The sequence below is a fragment of the Pseudomonas sp. R45(2017) genome (assembly GCF_002112305.1).
GTDB classification, from domain to species: domain Bacteria; phylum Pseudomonadota; class Gammaproteobacteria; order Pseudomonadales; family Pseudomonadaceae; genus Aquipseudomonas; species Aquipseudomonas paraglycinae.
Map to the genome: position 1 here is coordinate 608,290 of NZ_NEHH01000003.1, position 21,904 is coordinate 630,193.

Consider the following 21,904-nt stretch of genomic DNA (forward strand, 5'->3'; position numbering starts at 1 on the left):
CAAAGCACAAGCAGAAAAAGGGGCGGATTTATTTGATTAATAAATCCGCCCCTTTTTTATTTTTTACTGAGCTACTTCGGATAAAGCGGCGGCAACCCACTGTCCCCAACCGGATCCTGCACCCGCTCCGCCGTTGGAATCGTACGGATCGCCCGCCACAAATCCTCACCCTGCCAGTGCTGCCCGGTCTCGCTGTACAGCGCTCCGTTCAAACCATCGAGCGCATCCGACAGCGGCACAAACCGCGCCGCCATGTCCGCCAGGGTTTCCGGCTGCTGGCGGGCCCAGGCGTCGAGGGCCTGGCGGGTGGCGTGGGGGTCGTTGGCCTGGCTGGCGCGTTTGATGTCGTCGAGCAGGGTGCGGGGGCTCGGGCCGGTTTGCGCGGCGCGCAGGATTGCCGGCTGCCAGCGGGCACGCCACCAGAGGCCGAAGCCGAGCAGGGTGGTGCAGGCGAGAACGAACGTGCTGAGTTTCCACCACCACAAGGCTTCGCTGTCGGCGGCGCTGAGCGGTTGCGCGTTGCCCGCCGGGGTGTCGACTTGCAGGCTTGGGTTGTTCGCCACTTGCAGGGTGCGCGCCGGCAGGCTGGTGTGTTCCAGGTGATCTTCGAAGGTGTTCCACCAGACCACGTCCACCGTTGGCAACTCGATCGCGCCGCTGCGGCTCGGCACCAGTGCTTCGCGTTCTTCGCGGCTGCCAATGAGGCCGCGGTCGCTGCTCTGGTTGTTCAGCACCGGTTGATCCGGGTAGCGGCGCAAGCCGTTGGCTTCGGTGGCGGGCAGGGCGGGCAGTTGCGAGCTGGCCAGGCCTTCGACCTTGAGGGTCAGGCTGCGGGTCAGGGAGTCGCCGACCTGGGTGTGTTCCGGCTCCGGGTTCCAGCTTTCGCTCAGGCTCAGGCTGCGGGCCGGCAGCCACGGTGCGTCGCTGGGGTACGTCATCGGTTTCGGTTTGACCGTCAGCGAGGTGGCGGTGGAGCTGACGCGCATCAGTTTGCCCGGCTTCGGCCCCTGCGCCGTGGCGTCCTGCGAGGGCTGGGTGTCGACGAGTGTGGCGCTGAAAGTCTGCGGGGCGATGCTCAGCAAGCCGCTGTGCTGCGGATAGATCGCATAGCGCATCTCGATCACGCCATGGCGCACACCGTTGATGTCTTTTTCGTAGGTGCGCATGTCGCCCAGTTGCTCGATGCGCGCGTCGGCGATCTGCAACGGCGTCAGGCTGCTGTCGTCGTACAGCGACACCGAATGGTAGATGCGCAACGTCAGGATGGCCTGGGCCTGCACATAGACGCTGGTCTGGTCGAGGCTGGCTTCGATGAACACCGGTTCGCGGGCATTGTTCTCTTCGCGGTTGTCACTCTCGATCACCTGCACGGTGATCGGCTGGCTCTCGACGTCGCCCAGTTTCAGCGGCGGAATTTCAACGCTGCCGTTCTGCTTGGGCAACAGGGTGATGATCCAGCGAGTGGTGGCGCGGTTGTCACCGTTGAGCGTGTTCAACTGGTTGACCTGACGTGTGCCGCGTACTTCGAACAGTGGCTCCAGCGGGCTCAGGTCCGGTTTGCCGAACTGCGTGACATCGTTGGATTCGAGGGTAAGTTCAACCGTCTCGCCGGAGTTCAGGCGACTGCGATCCACACTGGCCGTCAGCTCGGCCGCCTGGGCGGTGGCCGTGCAGATCAGCAGGGGCAGCAAGAGAGCGGTGAAACGGGTCATCGAATGTTTTCCTGATCCTGATGTTGTTGCTGTTCGTACCAGAATTTGCGTCGCAGCAGTTCGCCCGGATCATCCGGGATCTTGCCCAGCCATTGTTCCAGCGCCTGCTGTTGCTCGCCTTCGAGGTTGTCCTCATTGGGGCGCAGCAGCGGCGCAGTGTTCTGTTCCTTGCCCGGTTCGCTGTCCGGCAGCTCGTTGGCACCCGGCTGCGGCGGGGTAGTCGGCGGCGGTTCGCTGGCGGACTCACCGGTTTGCGGCTCGCTCTGGGTTTCGCTTTTGACCGCTGGCGGCGGAGCGGTCGCTGGCGGTGGTTCATCGCCCGGTAGGTTTGGCTGCGTCGGTTTGTCTTGCGGTTCGGCCGGCGGCGGGGCGTTTTTCTGTTTCAGCAGGTTTTCCACCAGCGCCTTGTTGGTCAACGCCGGACGCAAATCCGGCTGGCGTTCCAGAGCCTGTTCGTAGGCGTCCAGCGCTGCTTCCAGCTCGCCGCTTCTGGCCAGGGCGTTGCCACGATTGTAGTGGGCGTGGGCGTCATTGCCCTCGGCGAAACGCTGAGCGGCGCCACTGTAGTCGCCGGCCTCGTACAACGCCACCCCTTGCCATTGCGGATCTTCGAAATGCTTCGCCGCTTCGGCCGGGCGCTTCTGTTTGAGCAGATGCAAGCCTTGTTGATCGGGACGCAGCCACAGGTCTTCGAAGTCGAAGGCATAGCTCGGTTGCGGCAATGCCAGCAGCAACGGCAGGCAGAACAACCAGCCACGCCGCCCGGCGCACGCGGCGAGCAACAACAGCGGCAACAGCAGCCAGTAACCCTGATCGGCCCAGGTGTCGAGGCGAACGGTCTGGCCATCATTGCGCAGGCCGCGTGGGCCGTCGAGCAGGCCGAGGTCGCCCAGATCGGACTCATCCAGCCGCGCGCTGCGGTACTCGCCGCCGACCGCGTTGAGGAATGCGCCGAGGCCCGGGCTGTCAAGTTGCGGCACCCGGATCGCGCCTTGTTCATCCTTGAGGAAACTCCCGTCCTCCTGAGCAATCGGCGCGCCCTCGGCGGTGCCGACACCGAGCATCAACAACTGCGCCGATTGGCCGCTTAGTGCATTGCGAATACCTTGGCGTTCTTCTTCCGACAGCGAAGAGCCAATCAGTAGAATCCGCCCCTGACCCAGCGCACCCTGCTTGAGCAGCGCCAGCGCCTTGCCAACCGCCAGATCGGCGCGATGGCCGCTTTCCGGCATCAGCGAGGGCTTGAGCGCGTCGAGCAGGTTGCGACTGGTCGCCAGGTCATCCGACAGCGGCACCAGCGTATGGGCGCTGCCGGCGTAAACGACGATGGCGGTCTGGGCATCGCTGCGCACTTTCAGCAGGTCGAACAGCTTGCGCCGGGCCTGTTCCAGTCGCGTTGGCGGCGAATCGGTGGCAAGCATTTCCGGGGTCAGTTCCAGCACCACCACCAACGGGTCGGCGGGTTTCTGGCTGGTCTGTTCGACCCGTTCCCAGCTCGGCCCGAGCAACGCCAGAATCGTCAGCAGCCAGGCCACGCTCAGGGCGACCCACGGCAGTTTGCTGTCGCGACCGCTGCCGCCACTGAGCAGCGTGGCGTGAAAGGCCGGCGGCAGAATCATCTGCCAGCGACCGGCGCGTTTCTGTCGGTGCCAGAGCTGCCAGATCAGCCAGCCGAGCGCCGGCAGCAGCAACAGCCACCAGGGACGGAACCAGTGCGGCCAGAGAGCGATCATCGGCGCCTCCGCAAACGCAAACGCTTGAGGCGCTCGCGCCAGTCAGGCAGGGGGCTTTGCAGATACAGCTCCTTGGTGAACAGCCGTTGCAGCGGGTTGTCCGGCCACAACACGCGGGCCACCAGCAGAATGCTCAGCAGCAGCGCGAATGCCAGCGGCCACTGATACAACGCCTGTGCCGGGCGGGCCTGGGTCGGTTGCTGAGTCACCGGTTCGAGCTGGTCGAGGGTGTCCTTGATCGCTTGCAGTTGCTGGCCGTCGCGGGCGCGGAAGTATTGGCCGCCGGTGACCTCGGCGATGGACTTGAGCGCCGGTTCGTCGAGATCGAGGGTCGGGTTGCCGCCGAGCAACGCCGTGGCGCCGCTTTCTTCGGGATCGGCGCCGATACCGATCGGATAGATTTTCACGCCTTCGCTGGCGGCCAGTTTGGCGGCGGTCAGCGGGTCGATTTCGCCGCCATTGTTGGCGCCGTCGGTGACCAGAATCAGCACCCGGCTCTGGGCTGGACGCATGCGCAGGCGCTTCAGGGCCAGGCCGATGGCGTCGCCAATCGCGGTGTTCTTGCCGGCGATGCCGATCCGCGCTTCATCGAGCCAGACCCGAACGGTGCGACGGTCAAACGTCAGTGGTGCTTGCAGATAAGCCTGGCTGCCAAACAGGATCAGACCGACGCGGTCGCCATCGCGGCTTTCGAGAAAATCACCGAGCAAATGCTGGACCAGCGACAGGCGACTGACGTCTTCGTCGTTCCATTGCATGTCCGGGAAATCCATCGAGCCGGACACGTCCACCGCCACCAGCAGATCACGACCGCTGGCGGCAATCGGCAGCGGTTCGCCGAGCCATTGCGGGCGGGCGGCGGCGATCAGCAGCATCAGCCACAGCAACATGAATGGCGCTTGCTGGCGCCACGCTGGCAGATTGGCCCGGGCGCGGCGGCGAGCGAGGCCTTCCAGGTCGCCCAGGAAACTCACTTTCAACGCCGGCTCGCCACTGTCGGCCACCGGCAGCACGAGGCGCATCAGCCACGGCAGCGGCAACAGCAGAAAGATCCACGGCCAGGCGAACTCAAACATGTTTGCGGATCCAGGTGTCGACTGCCTGGGTCAGGCCGGCGATGGCTTTGTCGTCGAGCTTGCACTCGGGTTTGTAGGCGCCTTCGACGAGCACCATCCAGCGGGTCAAGCCGGCGGCGGGGCAACGGTTGTCGAGAAACGCCAGCCATTTGCGGCCGTTGAGGGTATGGCTCTGGCTGTAGGGATAGTGGTTGCGGCACAGGCGCTTGAGCAGGCCGTTGAGCTGCTGCAGCCAGGCCCCGGCCGGGGCGCCGTCGTAGGGTTTGGGCATCTGCGCCAGTTCGGCGAGTGCGGCGATACGCACCGGATCGAGCGGCAGTTCGGCGCGCACGACCGGTTTTTTCTTGATCGGAATGAAACGTCGCAGCCGCCAGATCACGAAACCGATTACCGGCAACAGTAAAAGCAGCAGCCACCAGCCCGGCGCCGGCGGCCAGAAGGCAATCGGTGGCGGGGAGATCAGTGGTTGCAGTTGTTCGAGGCCGTTCATCGACCTTTCCCCGGACGTTGCGGGTTCAGGAACTCGCGCATCTGCTCAACCATTTCGCTCTGGGTGCTCAGTGGCATCAACAGCACTCGCAGCTTCTGCGCGAGCAATTCCCAGCGAGCGATCCGCGCTTCGGCCTGGGCGCGGTAGGTCTGGCGCAGATCGAAATTGAGGGTGTCGAGTTCCAGCTGCGCGCCACGTTCGGCGAATCTCAGCAGGCCGGCGGCGGGCAGGGCGTGATCCAGCGGATCGGACAGCGGCAGCATCAACAGATCGCAATGGCGCGACAACAGGCTCAATTGCTGCTCGGCGCTGTCGGACAGTGCGCGCTCGTCGCAGATCACGATCACCAGACTGCCCGGTCGCAGCACTTCGCGGGCCCGGCGCAACGCCACGCCAAACGCATCGCGATCCGGCTCCCGCTCGCTGTGCAGCGACTGATTGACCTTCACCAAGCGGTTGAGCAGTTGCAACAGGCTCTGCTTGCTGCGGCGCGGTTTGATTTCGTAATGCTCGTTGTCGCCGAACACCAGTCCGCCAACCCGGTCGTTATGACCCAGCGCGGCCCAGCCGATCAGCGCCGCAGCCTGCGCCGCGAGCACCGACTTGAACATCAGCCCGGAGCCAAAGAACAGCCGCGTGCTTTGCTCGACCATGATGAAAATCGGCCGTTCGCGTTCTTCATGGAACAGTTTGGTGTGCGGTTCCTGAGTCCGCGCGGTGACGCGCCAGTCGATGGTGCGCACGTCGTCGCCGGCCTGATAGACCCGCACCTGATCGAAATCCACACCACGACCACGGAATTTCGAGTGGTGCAGGCCGATCAGCGGGCTGCGCTGGCTCGGCGTCGAAAACAGCTGCACTTCGCGCACGCGGTGACGCATCTCGATCAGCTCGGCGAGGCTGATGCGGATGCCCGGTTCGGACGGCAGGGAGGCGTTCATCGGGGTCAAGCGACGGCTACGACGTCGAGAATCCGTTGCACCACGCGATCCTGATCGATGCCAGCGGCTTCGGCTTCAAACGACAGAATGATGCGGTGACGCAACACGTCGAACAGCACCGCCTGGATGTCTTCCGGGCTGACGAAGTCGCGACCGGCCAGCCAGGCGTGGGCGCGGGCGCAGCGGTCGAGGGCGATCGAGCCGCGCGGGCTGGCGCCGTAGGCAATCCACTCGGCCATTTCCGGGTCGAACTTGGCCGGGTTGCGCGTGGCCATGACCAGTTGCACCAGGTATTCCTCGACCGCGTCCGCCATGTACAAGCCAAGGATTTCCTTGCGCGCGGCGAAGATCGCCTGCTGGCTGACCCGGCGTTCGGGCTTGGTTTCGCCGTTCAGGGCTTCGCCGCGGGCCTGTTGCAGGATCCGACGCTCGACGGCGGCATCCGGGAAGCCCATTTTCACGTGCATCAGGAAGCGGTCGAGCTGGGCTTCGGGCAACGGATAGGTGCCTTCCTGCTCGATCGGGTTCTGCGTGGCCATCACCAGGAACAGCGGCGACAGCTCGTATGTACTGCGCCCGACACTGACCTGACGTTCGGCCATGGCTTCCAGCAGCGCCGATTGCACCTTGGCCGGGGCACGGTTGATTTCGTCCGCCAGCACCAGGTTGTGGAAGATCGGGCCTTGCTGGAACACGAAGCTGCCGGTTTCCGGGCGATAGATCTCGGTGCCGGTGATGTCGGCGGGCAGCAGGTCCGGGGTGAACTGAATGCGATGGAACTGGGCTTCGATGCCCTCGGCGAGCTCTTTGATCGCTTTGGTCTTGGCCAGACCCGGAGCGCCCTCGACCAGCATGTGGCCGTCGGCGAGCAGGGCGATGAGCAAGCGCTCGATGAGTTTTTCCTGGCCGAGAATCTGCGTTGAAAGAAAGGTTCGCAGCGCCAGCAGCGCTTCACGATGTTCCATCGATGACTGTTCCTGGAAAGGGTGGCCACAGGCGTTCGGATAACGCCGGGGCTGGGGGCGTTACTTTAATCCATCGCAGGGGGTGGCGACTAACGGCATTTTGCGCAAAGTGCGGGAAATGACCGGGGCAATTGTTGGAATTTTGTAGGGCGGGGGAGGTGCGGTGTTCTTTCGGGCCCTTTCGCTCGCGAAAGGGCCGGCCCAGATGCCATCAAATCTGGCTGATATAGGTGCCAGTACCATCAAGAATGTTCTTCAGGGTTTCCTCGACTTCAGCCAGATCCACCATGTCCGGATTGAAAGTGATTTCCAGCACATCATCCCCGTTCAACGCATCGGCATCCGCTGCCGCGATTTCGATCTTCAGCAGGGTCTTGGTCAGGGTGACTTTCACGCCGTCAAGGGTCGACGGCTCGCCATCCAGCGTGATCTCCAGCTCGTCCTCGTCCGGGTAGCGGCTCATCAGGAACATGTCGCCCTTGTCGCTGTGGCAGCAGAGCATGGCCATGTTGTCTTCTTCGTCGTCGCACGGGTTGACGATCAAAAGGGCGGTGGTCATTTGCATGGGGAATTCCTGCCTCGGCGGGCTTGTTGGTCGCAATTGGGCGCGATTCTGCCAGCCCCCGGGAATTTCTGCATGTGAGAGTGTCAGAGGATGTGTCGTGAACGCGACACAGGTCAATGGTCATTCCTGGCACGCCTGTACCGTAAAAACGGGCATTCAGACCGGCGTTCCGCCCCATGAATGCTAGTGTTTACCGATGCGCAGGCCTTGGTTTACGTGCCAATGACCGAATATGTCGCAGCACCGCAAGCAGACACATTGTCGCACCCATTAAGCTGCGCAACGGATGAGCACCCGTAAAGGCATTGCCATGGCCCCGCGAGCGGCGCCGGGCAGTCGTTTTTGCAGATGCCCATTCATGGAAGGTGAATGTGACCTGAGTGTCTCGTCCAGCTTCACCCACCTGTCACCCTGTTTCCTCTGCCCGAGAATCAGGAACAGGGCGACGGAACGCCCCGAAAGGGGTTTTGCACGCGACGCTTTCCATCAATAACAAGCCCAAGCGGAGTACCACAGATGGCGTTCTTCACCGCAGCCAGCAAAGCCGACTTCCAGCACCAACTGCAAGCGGCACTGGCGCAGCACATCAGTGAACAGGCACTGCCACAAGTGGCGCTGTTCGCTGAACAATTCTTCGGCATCATTTCCCTGGACGAGCTGACCCAACGTCGCCTCTCCGACCTCGCTGGCTGTACTCTCTCTGCGTGGCGCCTGCTTGAGCGCTTCGATCACGCGCAACCGCAAGTGCGCGTCTACAACCCCGATTACGAACGTCACGGCTGGCAGTCGACCCACACCGCGGTCGAAGTGCTGCACCATGACTTGCCGTTCCTGGTGGACTCGGTGCGTACCGAGCTGAACCGTCGCGGCTACAGCATCCACACCCTGCAGACCACCGTGCTCAGCGTGCGTCGTGGCAGCAAGGGCGAGTTGCTGGAAATCCTGCCAAAAGGCACCACCGGCGAAGGCGTTCTGCACGAGTCGCTGATGTACCTGGAAATCGACCGCTGCGCCAATGCGGCCGAATTGAATGTGCTGAGCAAGGAACTGGAACAGGTTCTGGGTGAAGTCCGCGTCGCGGTCTCCGATTTCGAGCCGATGAAGGCCAAGGTGCAGGAAATCCTCACCAAGCTCGATAACAGCGCATTCGCCGTCGATGCCGACGAGAAGACCGAAATCAAGAGCTTCCTGGAATGGCTGGTGGGCAACCACTTCACCTTCCTCGGCTACGAAGAATTCACCGTTGTCGATCAGGCCGATGGCGGCCACATCGAATACGACCAGAATTCGTTCCTCGGCCTGACCAAGATGCTGCGCACCGGTCTGACCAACGAAGACCGCCACATCGAAGACTATGCCGTGAAATACCTGCGCGAACCGACCCTGCTGTCGTTCGCCAAGGCCGCGCACCCGAGCCGCGTGCACCGTCCGGCTTACCCGGACTACGTGTCGATTCGCGAAATCGATGCCGACGGCAAAGTGATCAAGGAACACCGCTTCATGGGCCTGTACACCTCGTCGGTGTATGGCGAAAGCGTACGTGTCATCCCGTTCATCCGCCGCAAGGTCGAAGAGATCGAGCGTCGCTCGGGCTTCCAGGCCAAGGCTCACCTGGGCAAGGAATTGGCTCAGGTCCTGGAAGTGCTGCCGCGTGACGACCTGTTCCAGACCCCGGTCGACGAACTGTTCAACACCGTGATGTCGATCGTGCAGATCCAGGAACGCAACAAGATCCGCGTGTTCCTGCGCAAAGACCCGTACGGTCGTTTCTGCTACTGCCTGGCCTACGTGCCGCGCGACATCTACTCCACCGAAGTTCGCCAGAAGATCCAGCAAGTGCTGATGGAGCGCCTGAAAGCCTCCGACTGCGAATTCTGGACGTTCTTCTCCGAGTCCGTGCTGGCCCGCGTGCAACTGATTCTGCGCGTCGACCCGAAAAACCGCATCGACATCGACCCGCTGCAACTGGAAAACGAAGTCATCCAGGCTTGCCGCAGTTGGCAGGACGACTACGCAGCCCTGACCGTTGAAACCTTCGGCGAAGCCCACGGCACCAACGTGCTGGCAGACTTCCCGAAAGGCTTCCCGGCTGGCTATCGCGAGCGTTTCGCGGCGCATTCGGCCGTGGTCGACATGCAGCACCTGCTGAGCCTGAACGAAAAAAATCCACTGGTGATGAGCTTCTATCAGCCGCTGGGCCAGGTCTCCGGCCAGCGCGAGCTGCATTGCAAGCTGTACCACGCCGACACCCCGCTGGCACTGTCCGACGTACTGCCGATCCTGGAAAACCTCGGTCTGCGCGTGCTGGGTGAATTCCCGTACCGTCTGCGTCATACCAACGGTCGCGAGTTCTGGATCCACGACTTCGCGTTCACCGCCGCCGAAGGTCTGGACCTGGACATCCAGCAACTCAACGACACCCTGCAGGACGCGTTCGTCCACATCGTCCGTGGCGATGCCGAGAACGATGCGTTCAACCGTCTGGTGCTGACCGCCGGCCTGCCATGGCGCGACGTTGCGCTGCTGCGTGCCTACGCCCGCTACCTGAAGCAGATCCGCCTGGGCTTCGACCTCGGCTACATCGCCAGCACCCTGAACAACCACACCGACATCGCTCGCGAACTGACCCGGTTGTTCAAGACCCGTTTCTACCTGGCCCGCAAGCTCGGCAGCGATGATCTGGACGACAAGCAACAACGTCTGGAACAGGCGATTCTGACCGCGCTGGACGACGTTCAGGTCCTCAACGAAGACCGCATCCTGCGTCGTTACCTGGACCTGATCAAAGCGACCCTGCGGACCAACTTCTACCAGACCGACGCCAACGGCCAGAACAAGTCGTACTTCAGCTTCAAGTTCAACCCGCACTTGATTCCTGAACTGCCGAAACCGGTTCCGAAGTTCGAGATCTTCGTTTACTCGCCACGCGTCGAAGGCGTGCACCTGCGCTTCGGCAACGTCGCTCGCGGTGGTCTGCGCTGGTCCGACCGTGAAGAAGACTTCCGTACCGAAGTCCTCGGCCTGGTAAAAGCCCAGCAAGTTAAAAACTCGGTCATCGTGCCGGTGGGTGCGAAGGGCGGCTTCCTGCCGCGTCGCCTGCCACTGGGCGGCAGCCGTGACGAGATCGCGGCCGAGGGCATCGCCTGCTACCGCATCTTCATTTCGGGCCTGTTGGACATCACCGACAACCTGAAGGACGGCAAACTGGTACCGCCGGCCAACGTCGTGCGGCATGACGACGATGACCCGTACTTGGTGGTCGCGGCGGACAAAGGCACTGCAACCTTCTCCGACATCGCCAACGGCATCGCCATCGACTACGGCTTCTGGCTGGGTGACGCATTCGCGTCCGGTGGTTCGGCTGGTTACGACCACAAGAAAATGGGCATCACCGCCAAGGGCGCGTGGGTTGGCGTTCAGCGCCACTTCCGCGAGCGCGGCATCAATGTCCAGGAAGACAGCATCACCGTAGTCGGCGTGGGTGACATGGCCGGTGACGTGTTCGGTAACGGCCTGTTGATGTCCGACAAGCTGCAACTGGTTGCCGCGTTCAACCACATGCACATCTTCATCGACCCGAACCCGGATCCGGCCACCAGCTTCGCCGAGCGTCAGCGCATGTTCGATCTGCCGCGTTCGGCCTGGACCGACTACGACACCAGCATCATGTCCGAAGGCGGCGGCATCTTCTCGCGCAGCGCGAAGAGCATCGCCATCTCGCCACAGATGAAAGAGCGCTTCGACATCCAGGCCGACAAGCTGACCCCGACCGAACTGCTGAACGCCTTGCTCAAGGCGCCGGTGGATCTGCTGTGGAACGGCGGTATCGGTACTTACGTCAAAGCCAGCACCGAAAGCCACGCCGATGTCGGCGACAAGGCCAACGATGCGCTGCGCGTGAACGGCAACGAACTGCGCTGCAAAGTGGTGGGCGAGGGCGGTAACCTCGGCATGACCCAACTGGGTCGTGTGGAGTTCGGTCTCAATGGCGGCGGTTCCAACACCGACTTCATCGACAACGCCGGTGGCGTGGACTGCTCCGACCACGAAGTGAACATCAAGATCCTGCTGAACGAAGTGGTTCAGGCCGGCGACATGACCGACAAGCAACGCAACCAGTTGCTGGCGAGCATGACCGACGAAGTCGGTGGTCTGGTGCTGGGCAACAACTACAAGCAGACTCAGGCCCTGTCCCTGGCGGCCCGCCGCGCTTATGCGCGCATCGCTGAGTACAAGCGTCTGATGAGCGACCTGGAAGGCCGTGGCAAGCTGGATCGCGCCATCGAGTTCCTGCCGACCGAAGAGCAACTGGCCGAACGCGTTGCCGAAGGCCATGGCCTGACCCGTCCTGAGCTGTCGGTGCTGATCTCGTACAGCAAGATCGACCTCAAGGAGCAGCTGCTGGGCTCCCTGGTGCCGGATGATGACTACCTGACCCGCGACATGGAAACGGCGTTCCCGCCGACCCTGGTCAGCAAGTTCTCCGAAGCCATGCGTCGTCATCGCCTGAAGCGCGAGATCGTCAGCACCCAGATCGCCAACGATCTGGTCAACCACATGGGCATCACCTTCGTTCAAAGGCTCAAAGAGTCTACCGGCATGACCCCGGCGAATGTGGCTGGCGCTTACGTGATCGTGCGCGACATCTTCCACCTCCCGCACTGGTTCCGTCAGATCGAAGCGCTGGACTATCAGGTTTCCGCTGACGTGCAGCTGGAGCTGATGGACGAGCTGATGCGTCTGGGCCGTCGCGCTACGCGCTGGTTCCTGCGTGCCCGCCGCAACGAGCAGAACGCTGCCCGTGACGTCGCGCATTTCGGTCCGCACCTGAAAGAGCTGGGCCTGAAGCTGGACGAGCTGCTGAGCGGCGAAATCCGCGAAAACTGGCAAGAGCGTTATCAGGCGTACGTCGCCGCCGGTGTACCGGAACTGCTGGCGCGTATGGTGGCGGGTACGACCCACCTCTACACGCTGCTGCCGATCATCGAAGCGGCCGACGTGACCGGTCAGGATCCAGCCGAAGTGGCCAAGGCGTACTTCGCCGTGGGCAGCGCGCTGGACATCACCTGGTACATTTCGCAGATCAGCGCCTTGCCGGTTGAAAACAACTGGCAGGCCCTGGCCCGTGAAGCGTTCCGCGACGACGTCGACTGGCAGCAACGCGCGATCACCATCGCCGTTCTGCAAGCGGGCGGCGGTGATTCGGACGTGGAAACCCGTCTGGCACTGTGGATGAAGCAGAACGACGCCATGATCGAACGCTGGCGCGCCATGCTGGTGGAAATCCGTGCCGCGAGCGGCACCGACTACGCCATGTATGCGGTGGCCAACCGTGAGCTGAACGACGTGGCGCTGAGCGGTCAGGCAGTTGTGCCTGCTGCGGCGACTGCGGAGCTTGAGCTTGCTTGAGTAGCCGTTGAATGAAAAAGCCCCGCTTTCGAAAGAGGCGGGGCTTTTTCATGCCTGTGTTCGGCGATATTGATGTGTTGATGCACAGAACCAACCCCCTCACCCCAGCCCTCTCCCCCAGGGGGGCGAGGGGGAAAGGGAGTCGATCTTCATGCTGTTCAAGCCTGAGTTCGACTCAGAAATAACAGGTCGATGTATTTCGCCAAGACCACTCGGTCAGTTCCCTCTCTCTCCGGGAGAGGGCTAGGGTAAGGGCAGCAATCTAACTATCACCGCACATTAAGACCTTGTTTACTCTCAAGCATCGACACATTACCTGCCGACCTGGTCAATAAATTACTGAGCGACTGGTCAAACTTCTGCAGCGCCCGAACTTGCACATTCTGCTGTTCATTAATATCCGCCACGATATCTTCCGAACGTTTGTAATCCGCCCATAACGGACTCAAGGCTCTGGCATCCGTTCCTTGGGCCGTGCCGATATAGTTGAACTTCCCGTCATAAAAGTCCGCGCTCACATCCGCCTTGACGTCCGAACTGCGCGACGTAATCAACTGGCTGTGAGTGTCGACGATCGCCACCACGTCCGGATTCGCCGCACGCAGGCTCTGCATGTCCGGGTACACCGTCACCGAGCCGAACTGGCGTTGCAGCGAAGCTTTCACCCAATCCACCGCCATGTCCGGTTTCGAGGTGGCGACGTAGGCGTCGTGGATCGGCTGCACCAGCAGGCTCTGGCCGAAACCGGTGCCGGCGTTGGCCTGGTAGTTGCGCAGGTAGTCGCGGTTGGTCTGGGTGCTCGGGCTGTAAATCACGCCGAGCGACACGCCCGGGCCGGCCTTCACGGTGGTCATGTGGCTGCGGCCCACCGGGTGGGGCAGCAGGGTGTCGAGCGACGATACCGCTTTGGGCGCGGTGGGTACCGAGCAGGCCGTCAGTGTCAGCAGTGAAAGGAACAGAGTGCTGGCGAACGCAGGTTTCATGGTGTTTCTCCCGTGAAACAACTTCAGTCGGAAAGTTTAAGTTGCCACTGTTTGTGGCAGTTGAATCAGACTAAACCTGTGGCGGTTTTATGAAACGACCAATCAGTGAAGTTATCAGGAGGCCAATAGTTTTATTTGCTGTAAGCCGGGCAGGTTAATTGCGGCCAGCATTAAAAACGCCCAAATCGACGATTTGAGCGTTTTTATTTATGGCTGACGTAACAGCAATCAGTTTTCCAGGGGGATCAATACTTTCTCATCGGGCGACAGCACCATGAACACCAGCAATTTGGCCGGTTTGCTCTTGCTGGCGTTTTTCGAGATCAAATGCTCGGAACCGGCCGGCTCATACCAATACTGACCCTTCTTGTAGGTGATCGGTTGCTCACCTTTGACCTGGGAAACGATCTCGCCTTCGAGCACGTAGGCCATGGCGGTGCCGTCGTGTTTGTGGGCTATCGAGGACTGGCCGGGTTTGTAATCGACTTCGATCATCATGGCTTTTTTGCCGGGGACGTTTTTCAGCATCTGATCCTGCAGCACCGAGATTTTCTCGGATGGGGAATCGGTGCCGTGGGCCAGTGCCGAAGCGCTGATGGTGAGGGCCAGAGCGGCGAGCGGGGCGGCAAGCAAGTGCAGGACTTTCATGGTGATCACCTGATAAGTGGGGGAGTCGGTGATCACAGTAGTCCGCGGGCCGGGGTATTCAAACGGCCAATATTCGGGAAGTTCGGGTGACCAATCTGGGGGATTGCAGCGCATTCAAATACGCCATCGCTGGCAAGCCAGCGATGGCGTCCGTAAGTCAAACGATCGGAAAGGAGTTGAAATCCACGCTATTGGCCAGACGGCTGTCGATCAGGTCGATGAAGCCCTGGGCTTCCGGGCGATTGAAATGCGCCTGCATTGCCGCTTCCGACTGCCAGCGGGCGCTGACCGTCCAGCGGTGGCTGTCCTCGGGGCAGCGGTCGACCATGTAGGAATCGCAGCCCGGCGTTTCGCGCAGGGTTTCGACGATCTTCTGCAACTGCTTGCCCAGCTCCTCCGATCGGCCGGCGGCAGCCTGCACCTGTACGGTGTTGATCACTTCGTCGGACATTGCTCACACTCCTGAATCAGGCCGGACGAATCCTGCTCATTGAGGGATAACGCTTGTGCAGGATAGGCCTGCACCCCCGGATCACCAATAACCAATCGGCGGTTAATCGTTTAGGCCAATCTAACCCACGACCTGTTGCAGAATGTCGCGCAGGCGGTCGAGGGCGATGTCTATGTCCAGCGTCTCGATGGCGCCGAAACCGAAGTACATCCCGCTTCTGGCCGGCTGCTGGTAATAGAAGCCATCGATGGCGTACAGCCCGACTTCGACCTTTTTCGCCAGTTCGATCACCAGCGGCAAGTCGATCGGCACCTTGCAGAACACCGCCATATGAAACCCCGCGCTGGGCGGCACGGCTTGCAGCCACGGCGACAGGTCGGTGGCCATGCGCGCCAGGATCCGCTCGCGGCGCTGGGCATAAATGGTGTGGCAGCGGCGGATGTGCTTGAGCAGACAGCCTTCGGCGATGAACTTGGCCAGCGCCCATTGCGGCAGGGTGGAAGCGTGCAGATCGGTCAGTTGCTTGGCGCGGATCACCGCTTCGAGGATCGCCGGCGGCAGGATCGCGTAGCCCAGTCGCAGCTCCGGCAGCAGGGTTTTCGAGAAGGTGCCGACGTAGGCGACGATGCCGCGCTGATCGAGCTTGTGCAGCGAATCGGTCGGTCGGCCCTCGTAGCGGAACTCGCTGTCATAGTCGTCCTCGATGATGATCGCGCCCAGCTCGTAGGCCCGGGCCAGCAAGGCCTCGCGCCGGGCGTGGCTCATCGGCATGCCCAGCGGGAACTGGTGCGACGGCGTCACGTAGATCAACCGCGTGCCATCGGGAATCTGCTCGACCTGAATCCCTTCCGCATCCACCGGCACCCCGACCACGGTGGCGCCGTGAGTGCCGAACAGCAACCGCGCCGGCGGATAACCCGGATCTTCCATCGCCACCAGGCTGCCGGGGCGCAGCAGCACCCGGGCGATCAGGTCCAGCGCCTGCTGTGCGCCGTTGCACACCACAATGTCTTCGTCCTGGCAGTTCACGCCACGGGAAAACGCGATGTGCCGGGCAATCGCATTGCGCAGCGCCGGCAAGCCTTCCGCCACGCTGTAGAAGCCCTTGGAACCCGCCATTTGCCGCATGGCGTGAGAGACACAGCGGCGCCAGTCATCGTGGGGGAACTGGCCTTTGCTGGTGGCGCCGCCGATGAAGTCGTAACGCAGCGAGCCTTCCAGCGTCGGGTGGCGCAGGAACACCGGCAGGTTGCACCAGCTCTCGATCACCTCGGCACTGGCCAGCTCGGAATGACTTTGCTTGCGCTGCACCGGCGTGGCGCGAGCGTTGACGTAGGTGCCTTTGCCGATGACGCCGGTGAGGAAGTTTTCGTAAGTCAGCTGCGCGTAGGTGTCGGAAATGGTCTTGCGCGAAATCCCCAGTTGCTCGGCGAGCAAGCGGCTCGGCGGCAGTTGCGTGCCGGCGGCCAGACGCCCGGATTCAATGGCGCCCCGCAGCTGCTGATACAACTGACCGGCCAGATCCTTGCGGCCGTTGATCACGACATGAAGTTCCATACCGACGGGGCGCTCCGGGCGATTGAGTGTGCCGGCCAGATTACTCCCGAATGCAGTATCGACAGAAGTTGCGTAGTGCAAATCCCCCAAATTGGCATAGGGCCCTGTGGGAGCTGGCTTGCCAGCGATAGCGGTGTATCTGCTGACATCTATGTTGAATGTGATTGCCCCATCGCTGGCAAGCCAGCTCCCACAGAAATGTTGTTTTACTTGAATCAGTGGTCTGCGATTTTTTCGTGGAATTGGGGCTGTAACGTTGCCCAACCAGCGCCTACCGTGAAATCACTCTTCTGCTGCCCGAGGCCCGCCCATGTCCCCGCGTCTGGATTACTACAGCGCTTCACCCAAAGCCATGAAAGCGATGATCGCCCTGGAAGCGCTGACCAGCAGCCTGAGCATCGAACCGCCGCTGCTGCACCTGATCAAGATCCGCGCCTCGCAACTCAACGGCTGCGCGTTCTGCACCGACATGCACTCGGTGGAAGCACGGCGGGCAGGGGAGACGGATCGGCGCTTGTACGCCATCGCGGTCTGGCGCGACAGCGGCTTCTTCAACCTGCGCGAGCGGGCCGCACTGGCCTGGACCGAGGCGGTGACGCTGCTGGCGGATAGCCGGGTGCCTGACGATGTTTACCAGCAGGCGCGGGAACAGTTCAGCGAAACCGAACTGGTGGACCTGACCATGGCTGTCAGCACTATCAACAGCTGGAATCGCCTGGCGGTGAGCTTCCGCCAGATTCCTAGCGACTGAACTCCAGACCTCGATCGTTCCCACGCTCCGCGTGGGAATGCCTCTGGGGACGCTCCGCGTGCAGTGACGCAGAGCGTCACGGGCTGCATTCCCACGCAGAGCGTGGGAACGATCTACGAAACTAGTTCGGTGGCCGTTGCGGTTTCACCGACGTACCAAACGTGTTGCCCATCCGCGTACTCGTGGCCGCCGGCGTCGCCAGCCCCACCTGATTCGGCGGGCGCTTGTTGACCGGCACATTCATCGCTTCCTGATTCTTCTGCGCAGCCGCCGCGCCATTGGGGTTGTTGCCCATCTGCTGGCTCAGGCAATCGTAATTCGGCGCCTTGTAGCCACCCACCGTCACCTCGACGCAGCCCAGCGGCTCCTCCGCGTGCGCACCGCCCAACACCGTCAGCAACAACCCGCCGAAGACGACTTTCCAGACTGATTTCATGCGTGCCTCCTGGCCGGCCCGAAGGGGCCGCTCTGGCTCCAGAGTCTAGTGCAACGGTCGCGCCGATCCCGTGATGGTTTTTTTGCAGTGGCCGTCACACCAGATTCATAAACAGCCCTCAGGATGACGGTTTTCAGGGATACATCAGCCGTGCAGCGAGGCCGTGCCAGGGAGGATGTTGTGCGCTCAGCGCTCATGCGCCAGCTCTGTCTGGGGCTGCTGCTTGGCTTGTTTCTGAGCCGCGCCAGCGCCGACCCGGTGCCGGCGACGATGCGCATGACGCTGCACATCCCGGCCCAGGAACTGGCCCACGCCCTCGAACAGTTCAGCCGCGCCACCGGCATGGCGGTGCTGGTCGACAGCCAGTTGAGTCGCGGTCGACGCTCATTGGCGGTGGACGGTGAATTCACCGCCGCCGAAGCATTGCGCCGGATGCTCGGCGGCAGCGGCTTGATGGCCAAGTACAGCCGCGACGACGCGTTCACCTTGCAGGTTGCGCAAGTCGAGGAAGTGCCAATGCCGGCGGAGAAACCGACCCCCGCCAGTGCAGCCGTCAACCGCAGTTACGCCACCGCGGTGCAGGCCGCGATCGAACGCAACCTGTGCCGCTCGCCGCTGACCCGGCCCGGCAGTTTTCGCGCGGTGTTGCAATTGTGGATCGGCCGCGACGGCGTGGTGCAGCACAACCGGTTGGTCACTTCGACCGGCGATGTTCGGCGCGATGCAGCGCTGGTAGACAGTTTTCACACGCTCAAGATCGACCGGCCGACACCCGGCGCATTGCGCCAGCCAGTCACGTTGCTGTTGTTACCCGAATCGTCAGGAAAGCGCATGGAATGCACACAATGGGAAGGAGTTTCCGGGGGATGAAAGACGCCGGACAAAGTTCGATGGTCCAGCTGTTCCTGACGTCCTACGAGGACTTTCGGGTGCGCCTGCGACGCCGTCTCGGCTCGGAGGACCTGGCCAACGACGTGCTGCACGAAACCTACCTGCGGGTCGACCGCATGGAAGCGCCGCCGAACCTGCTGCGGCCCAACGCCTACCTCTATCGCATGGCCCTGAACATCGCCGCCGACCGCCGCCAGGCCGATGCGCGGCTGCTCACCGGCAGCGAAGTCGAAGAACTGTTGCAAGTCAGCGACGAAGCGCTCGACCCGATGCGCGTGGTCGGCGGCCAGAAGGAAATCCAGTCCCTGCTCAGCGCCCTCTACGAGCTGCCGGCCCGGCGCCGTCGGATCTTCATCGCCGCACGCCTGGAAGAAGCGCCGCACCTGGAAATCTCCCAGCGATTCGGCATCTCCACGCGCATGGTCGAGAAGGAAATCAAGGCTGCCCTCGGACACTGCGCGGCCAAACTGGAAAGAAAAGTGTTTCAGCGGTTCGGTCGCGGGGCCGGAAAACCGTCTAGTGAATGAAGCTCCCGATCAACCCGTCGAGTACCTGCGCGTTTGAACATCTTCCGTCTGACACCTGCCGAGCCCACGCCTGCCGAGCGTCTGCAAAGCGAAGCCCGCGACTGGCTGATCCTGCTGACCTCCGGCCGCGCCACGGTCGCCGACGCCCGAGCGCTGCGCCAGTGGTGCGCGCAAAGCCCCGAACATGCGCGCGCCTTCGAAGAGTGCAAGGCGTTGTGGCACCTGCTGCAACCGGCGGCCGAAGCTACACAGGCGCCACGACGGTTTGGACGAAGGGCGTTTCTTGGCGGCGCGATTGCCGCATCGGCGGCGTTCCTGCTGGTGCGCGGCACGATTCCGGGCGGGTTCTCCGGGCTTGGCGCGGATTACATCACCGAAGTCGGCCAGCAACGCCGGGTCGAACCGGCCGATGGCCTGAGCCTGGAACTGAACACCCAGACCCGCATCAACCAGCGTTCGGTGGATGAGGGCGTGCAGGGCTTTGAATTGGTCAGTGGCGAAGTCGAAGTGCAGACCGCGCGGCTGCCGATGGCGATGCAGGCCGGTGGCGGTTGGTTGCGGGCGAGCAGGGCGCGGTTCAACCTGCGCAACCTCGATCAGCAGGTGTGCGTGACGTGCCTCGATGGCGCTGTGGACGTGGAAGTCGAAGGCCGCAGCCTGCGCCTGGAACCGGGCCAGCAACTGACCTACGACGCGCAACAGGTTGGCACCGTGCAAAGCGTCGATACGGCGGCGGTGATGAACTGGCGCCAACAGGTCCTGGTGTTCAACGGCGCGACCCTGAACCAGATGATCGACGAGATCAACCGCTACCGCCCAGGCATGTTGTTGCTGCTCAACCGCGAACTCGGCCAACGCCGCGTACAAGCACGTTTCTCCCTCGACCAACTGGCCGGCGTCGGCGCGCTGATCCGCGATGCCTACGGCGTCAAATGCACCGAGTTGCCGGGCGGCGTAGTCGTCCTCAGCTAACTCACACAACAGCCACAAACACCCTAAAACCCTGTGGGAGCTGGCTTGCCAGCGATAGCGGTATGTCAGGCAATGAGATGTTGGATGTGAAGGCCCCATCGCTGGCAAGTCGAATCGTCGCACCGCAGCTCCCACAGGGACCTCGGTGACTTCAATTACTGCAACGGCCCCATCACCTGCCGATACTTCTCCACCCCCTGCGCCGTCTCCCGAGTCAACCGTACCTCCAACCCCAACGGATCCTCCCGTCGATTCCCACTCAACTGCCGCCACCCCTTATCCATCTCCCAAACCCGCACCTGCAAATCACTCACCTCACCCAACACCGCAACCCCCGCAGTCGGAGCAGGCAACGGATAGCGACTGCGCGCCGGCGCCACCGCGCGATACAACGTGTCCCCCTTGAGCCACCAGCGCACCCGCTGCAAAGCCCCCGGCTGATCCGCCGCACTCCGAATAATGTCCAGCCGAAACCCCTTGCTGTCACTGCTGCGCACCGTAACGGCAGGCGGCGCCGTCGCCGGCTCATCCTCGGTGCCGACCTTCTTCGGCTCCGTCAGCTCGATCCCGGCGCGCATCTCCACATCCCGTTGCATCTGATTCAACGCCCGCAACAGGCTGTCACTCTGCTCACCACTGGCCTGCAAATGGCTGTCGGCGCGGGTGACACTGTCCAGCCCCTTCCAGGCAATCAAACTGACCACCGCCATCAACAGAATCGCGACCATCACCTCGATCAGCGTAAAACCTTGTTGTCTGTTCATTGCACGCTAATCCGGCCCGAAGCATCCCGCAGCACACTCAACCGATTGAGCCCGTCAGACAGCGTCAACTGCAGCGGCGGATTGATCCACTCCGCGTTCAGCACCACTTTCTGCTTCGGCTCCACCCGCACCTCCAGCTTCGGACTCTGCCAGGGACGCGGCCGCAACTGCGGGTCCCGATCGAAATGATCAAAACCTTTGCCACTGTCGCTACGCCGACTGAACCGAAACCCCTTGCCATCACTCAACCACGCAATCGGCCGGCCATCCGCCCGAGCCTCAGCCTGGGCAATCTGCAGCAACTGCGCCACGCGCTCGGCGTCCTTGCGCAGCAACTGCAACGGATCGGGCTTGATACTCAAACTGATCGCCGCACTGGCGATGCCAATGATCACCAGCACCACCATCAACTCGATCAGCGTAAAACCCTGCTGCCTGCACCGGTTCATCGAATGCGCACTCCCTTGCGTCCAGCCCCGTCCAAAAAACCATCCTGCACGGCCAACATGTAAGGCGTGTGAAATAAAACCGTGAGAATTGCCGCGTAGTCTGGTCACCGGGACTAAAAGGAGATTCAGCCCATGAGATACACCGCACGCTTTTCACCCCCCCAAATCATCCAGGCCGCCGCACTGCTGACCGCCCTGGTCGGCATCGCCACCTGGTCATCCCTGCTCCTGACCACCGCCGAATCCCACACCCCGGCCGCCACCCCGCAATTGCTCGCTGCGCGCAGTGACAATCCCGCGTTGCAATGGTTTTCCAACCGCACGGCGCCGGTGGAGATCAAGGTCAGCGGCGTGATGGCGGGGAGCCGCGGTGCGGTGGCGATCCTCAGCCTCAACGACGGACCGCCGCAGAGCTTCCTGCAAGGCGAGCGCATCAGTGCCGGGGTGAAACTGCTGGCGGTGGAAGTCGATGCGGTGGTGACCGAGCAGGGCGGCGAGCCGCAGCGGCTGGCCGTGGACAGACTGCCGCAAGGCCCGGACCGGCGTCGGCTCAGCCTTCTCTGAAAGACAACCCTGTGGCTAGG

General features: G+C 62.3%; 20 protein-coding genes. 6 read left to right on the plus strand and 14 right to left on the minus strand.

Going from position 1 to position 21,904, the window contains the following annotated elements; translation table 11 throughout:
- Positions 1-71: 71 nt before the first annotated feature.
- The 7 genes from CAF74_RS10005 to CAF74_RS10035 form a co-directional block, all read right to left on the minus strand.
- The gene (locus tag CAF74_RS10005) at positions 72-1,712 is read right to left on the minus strand and encodes a BatD family protein (RefSeq protein WP_085746247.1); all 1,641 of its coding nucleotides are present in this window, start codon (positions 1,710-1,712) and stop codon (positions 72-74) included.
- Positions 1,709-3,445, minus strand: coding sequence for a tetratricopeptide repeat protein (locus tag CAF74_RS10010; protein WP_085746248.1), 1,737 nt, complete (start codon positions 3,443-3,445; stop codon positions 1,709-1,711). Before CAF74_RS10010 ends, CAF74_RS10005 begins: the two co-directional genes overlap by 4 nt.
- Positions 3,442-4,521, minus strand: a complete 1,080-nt coding sequence (locus tag CAF74_RS10015) for a VWA domain-containing protein (protein ID WP_085746249.1) — start codon at positions 4,519-4,521, stop codon at positions 3,442-3,444. Before CAF74_RS10015 ends, CAF74_RS10010 begins: the two co-directional genes overlap by 4 nt.
- The gene (locus CAF74_RS10020; protein ID WP_085746250.1) at positions 4,514-5,011 is read right to left on the minus strand and encodes a DUF4381 domain-containing protein; all 498 of its coding nucleotides are present in this window, start codon (positions 5,009-5,011) and stop codon (positions 4,514-4,516) included. The genes CAF74_RS10015 and CAF74_RS10020 overlap by 8 nt, the downstream gene beginning before the upstream one ends.
- Positions 5,008-5,952, minus strand: coding sequence for a DUF58 domain-containing protein (locus CAF74_RS10025; protein ID WP_007959332.1), 945 nt, complete (start codon positions 5,950-5,952; stop codon positions 5,008-5,010). Before CAF74_RS10025 ends, CAF74_RS10020 begins: the two co-directional genes overlap by 4 nt.
- 5 nt (positions 5,953-5,957) lie before the next feature.
- Positions 5,958-6,917 carry a MoxR family ATPase gene (locus CAF74_RS10030; protein ID WP_011334589.1) on the minus strand — a complete coding sequence of 320 codons (960 nt, stop codon included), beginning with the start codon at positions 6,915-6,917 and terminating at the stop codon, positions 5,958-5,960.
- Positions 6,918-7,128: 211 nt separating this feature from the next.
- Positions 7,129-7,482: a hypothetical protein gene (locus CAF74_RS10035; protein ID WP_003225678.1), complete on the minus strand. Its 354-nt coding sequence runs from the start codon at positions 7,480-7,482 to the stop codon at positions 7,129-7,131.
- Between the two features lie 516 nt (positions 7,483-7,998).
- On the opposite strand from CAF74_RS10035, the gene CAF74_RS10040 reads away from it, so the two are divergent.
- A complete protein-coding gene (locus CAF74_RS10040) occupies positions 7,999-12,891 on the plus strand; it encodes an NAD-glutamate dehydrogenase (RefSeq protein WP_085746251.1) in 4,893 nt (1,630 codons plus the stop codon).
- Between the two features lie 269 nt (positions 12,892-13,160).
- Here CAF74_RS10040 and CAF74_RS10045 read toward each other — a convergent pair whose 3' ends face one another.
- From CAF74_RS10045 to CAF74_RS10060, 4 genes are all read right to left on the minus strand, one after another.
- A complete protein-coding gene (locus CAF74_RS10045; RefSeq protein WP_085746252.1) occupies positions 13,161-13,874 on the minus strand; it encodes an ATPase in 714 nt (237 codons plus the stop codon).
- Between the two features lie 228 nt (positions 13,875-14,102).
- The gene (locus tag CAF74_RS10050; RefSeq protein ID WP_085746253.1) at positions 14,103-14,522 is read right to left on the minus strand and encodes a cupin domain-containing protein; all 420 of its coding nucleotides are present in this window, start codon (positions 14,520-14,522) and stop codon (positions 14,103-14,105) included.
- A 157-nt stretch (positions 14,523-14,679) separates the two neighbouring features.
- On the minus strand, positions 14,680-14,973 hold the full coding sequence (locus CAF74_RS10055) for a putative quinol monooxygenase (RefSeq protein ID WP_085746254.1): 294 nt from the start codon (positions 14,971-14,973) through the stop codon (positions 14,680-14,682).
- A gap of 120 nt (positions 14,974-15,093) precedes the next feature.
- Entirely contained in the window at positions 15,094-16,530 is a 1,437-nt protein-coding gene (locus tag CAF74_RS10060) for a PLP-dependent aminotransferase family protein (RefSeq protein WP_085746255.1), read from the minus strand.
- 310 nt (positions 16,531-16,840) lie between these two features.
- Between CAF74_RS10060 and CAF74_RS10065 the strand changes: the two genes are divergently transcribed.
- Positions 16,841-17,281 carry a carboxymuconolactone decarboxylase family protein gene (locus CAF74_RS10065; protein ID WP_085746256.1) on the plus strand — a complete coding sequence of 147 codons (441 nt, stop codon included), beginning with the start codon at positions 16,841-16,843 and terminating at the stop codon, positions 17,279-17,281.
- A gap of 121 nt (positions 17,282-17,402) precedes the next feature.
- Here the strand turns inward: CAF74_RS10065 and CAF74_RS10070 are convergent, their stop codons facing one another.
- A complete protein-coding gene (locus tag CAF74_RS10070; RefSeq protein WP_085746257.1) occupies positions 17,403-17,717 on the minus strand; it encodes a hypothetical protein in 315 nt (104 codons plus the stop codon).
- 195 nt (positions 17,718-17,912) lie between these two features.
- Here CAF74_RS10070 and CAF74_RS10075 point away from each other — a divergent pair, with 195 nt between their 5' ends.
- From CAF74_RS10075 to CAF74_RS10085, 3 genes are read left to right on the plus strand one after another with little or no spacing between them, the layout of a single operon-like run.
- Positions 17,913-18,587, plus strand: coding sequence for an STN domain-containing protein (locus CAF74_RS10075; RefSeq protein ID WP_085746258.1), 675 nt, complete (start codon positions 17,913-17,915; stop codon positions 18,585-18,587).
- Complete coding sequence (locus CAF74_RS10080; RefSeq protein ID WP_011334580.1) at positions 18,584-19,135, plus strand: RNA polymerase sigma factor; 552 nt, start codon at positions 18,584-18,586, stop codon at positions 19,133-19,135. Before CAF74_RS10075 ends, CAF74_RS10080 begins: the two co-directional genes overlap by 4 nt.
- 33 nt (positions 19,136-19,168) lie before the next feature.
- Positions 19,169-20,107 carry a DUF4880 domain-containing protein gene (locus CAF74_RS10085; protein ID WP_085746259.1) on the plus strand — a complete coding sequence of 313 codons (939 nt, stop codon included), beginning with the start codon at positions 19,169-19,171 and terminating at the stop codon, positions 20,105-20,107.
- Between the two features lie 155 nt (positions 20,108-20,262).
- Here the strand turns inward: CAF74_RS10085 and CAF74_RS10090 are convergent, their stop codons facing one another.
- Positions 20,263-20,871, minus strand: a complete 609-nt coding sequence (locus tag CAF74_RS10090) for a prepilin-type N-terminal cleavage/methylation domain-containing protein (protein WP_085746260.1) — start codon at positions 20,869-20,871, stop codon at positions 20,263-20,265.
- Positions 20,868-21,320, minus strand: coding sequence for a type II secretion system minor pseudopilin GspH (gspH, locus tag CAF74_RS10095; RefSeq protein ID WP_011334577.1), 453 nt, complete (start codon positions 21,318-21,320; stop codon positions 20,868-20,870). Before gspH ends, CAF74_RS10090 begins: the two co-directional genes overlap by 4 nt.
- A gap of 132 nt (positions 21,321-21,452) precedes the next feature.
- On the opposite strand from gspH, the gene CAF74_RS10100 reads away from it, so the two are divergent.
- Positions 21,453-21,884, plus strand: coding sequence for a type II secretion system protein N (locus CAF74_RS10100; RefSeq protein ID WP_085746261.1), 432 nt, complete (start codon positions 21,453-21,455; stop codon positions 21,882-21,884).
- The last annotated feature ends 20 nt before the right edge of the window (positions 21,885-21,904 follow it).

Bases quoted from the DNA above. Each gene is read 5' to 3' on its own strand.
- CAF74_RS10005 (WP_085746247.1), bottom strand. From the start codon at position 1,712: ATGACCCGTTTCACCGCTCTCTTGCTGCCCCTGCTGATCTGCACGGCC.
- CAF74_RS10010 (WP_085746248.1), bottom strand. From the start codon at position 3,445: ATGATCGCTCTCTGGCCGCACTGGTTCCGTCCCTGGTGGCTGTTGCTG.
- CAF74_RS10015 (WP_085746249.1), bottom strand. From the start codon at position 4,521: ATGTTTGAGTTCGCCTGGCCGTGGATCTTTCTGCTGTTGCCGCTGCCG.
- CAF74_RS10020 (WP_085746250.1), bottom strand. From the start codon at position 5,011: ATGAACGGCCTCGAACAACTGCAACCACTGATCTCCCCGCCACCGATT.
- CAF74_RS10025 (WP_007959332.1), bottom strand. From the start codon at position 5,952: ATGAACGCCTCCCTGCCGTCCGAACCGGGCATCCGCATCAGCCTCGCC.
- CAF74_RS10030 (WP_011334589.1), bottom strand. From the start codon at position 6,917: ATGGAACATCGTGAAGCGCTGCTGGCGCTGCGAACCTTTCTTTCAACG.
- CAF74_RS10035 (WP_003225678.1), bottom strand. From the start codon at position 7,482: ATGCAAATGACCACCGCCCTTTTGATCGTCAACCCGTGCGACGACGAA.
- CAF74_RS10040 (WP_085746251.1), top strand. From the start codon at position 7,999: ATGGCGTTCTTCACCGCAGCCAGCAAAGCCGACTTCCAGCACCAACTG.
- CAF74_RS10045 (WP_085746252.1), bottom strand. From the start codon at position 13,874: ATGAAACCTGCGTTCGCCAGCACTCTGTTCCTTTCACTGCTGACACTG.
- CAF74_RS10050 (WP_085746253.1), bottom strand. From the start codon at position 14,522: ATGAAAGTCCTGCACTTGCTTGCCGCCCCGCTCGCCGCTCTGGCCCTC.
- CAF74_RS10055 (WP_085746254.1), bottom strand. From the start codon at position 14,973: ATGTCCGACGAAGTGATCAACACCGTACAGGTGCAGGCTGCCGCCGGC.
- CAF74_RS10060 (WP_085746255.1), bottom strand. From the start codon at position 16,530: ATGGAACTTCATGTCGTGATCAACGGCCGCAAGGATCTGGCCGGTCAG.
- CAF74_RS10065 (WP_085746256.1), top strand. From the start codon at position 16,841: ATGTCCCCGCGTCTGGATTACTACAGCGCTTCACCCAAAGCCATGAAA.
- CAF74_RS10070 (WP_085746257.1), bottom strand. From the start codon at position 17,717: ATGAAATCAGTCTGGAAAGTCGTCTTCGGCGGGTTGTTGCTGACGGTG.
- CAF74_RS10075 (WP_085746258.1), top strand. From the start codon at position 17,913: ATGCGCCAGCTCTGTCTGGGGCTGCTGCTTGGCTTGTTTCTGAGCCGC.
- CAF74_RS10080 (WP_011334580.1), top strand. From the start codon at position 18,584: ATGAAAGACGCCGGACAAAGTTCGATGGTCCAGCTGTTCCTGACGTCC.
- CAF74_RS10090 (WP_085746260.1), bottom strand. From the start codon at position 20,871: ATGAACAGACAACAAGGTTTTACGCTGATCGAGGTGATGGTCGCGATT.
- gspH (WP_011334577.1), bottom strand. From the start codon at position 21,320: ATGAACCGGTGCAGGCAGCAGGGTTTTACGCTGATCGAGTTGATGGTG.
- CAF74_RS10100 (WP_085746261.1), top strand. From the start codon at position 21,453: ATGAGATACACCGCACGCTTTTCACCCCCCCAAATCATCCAGGCCGCC.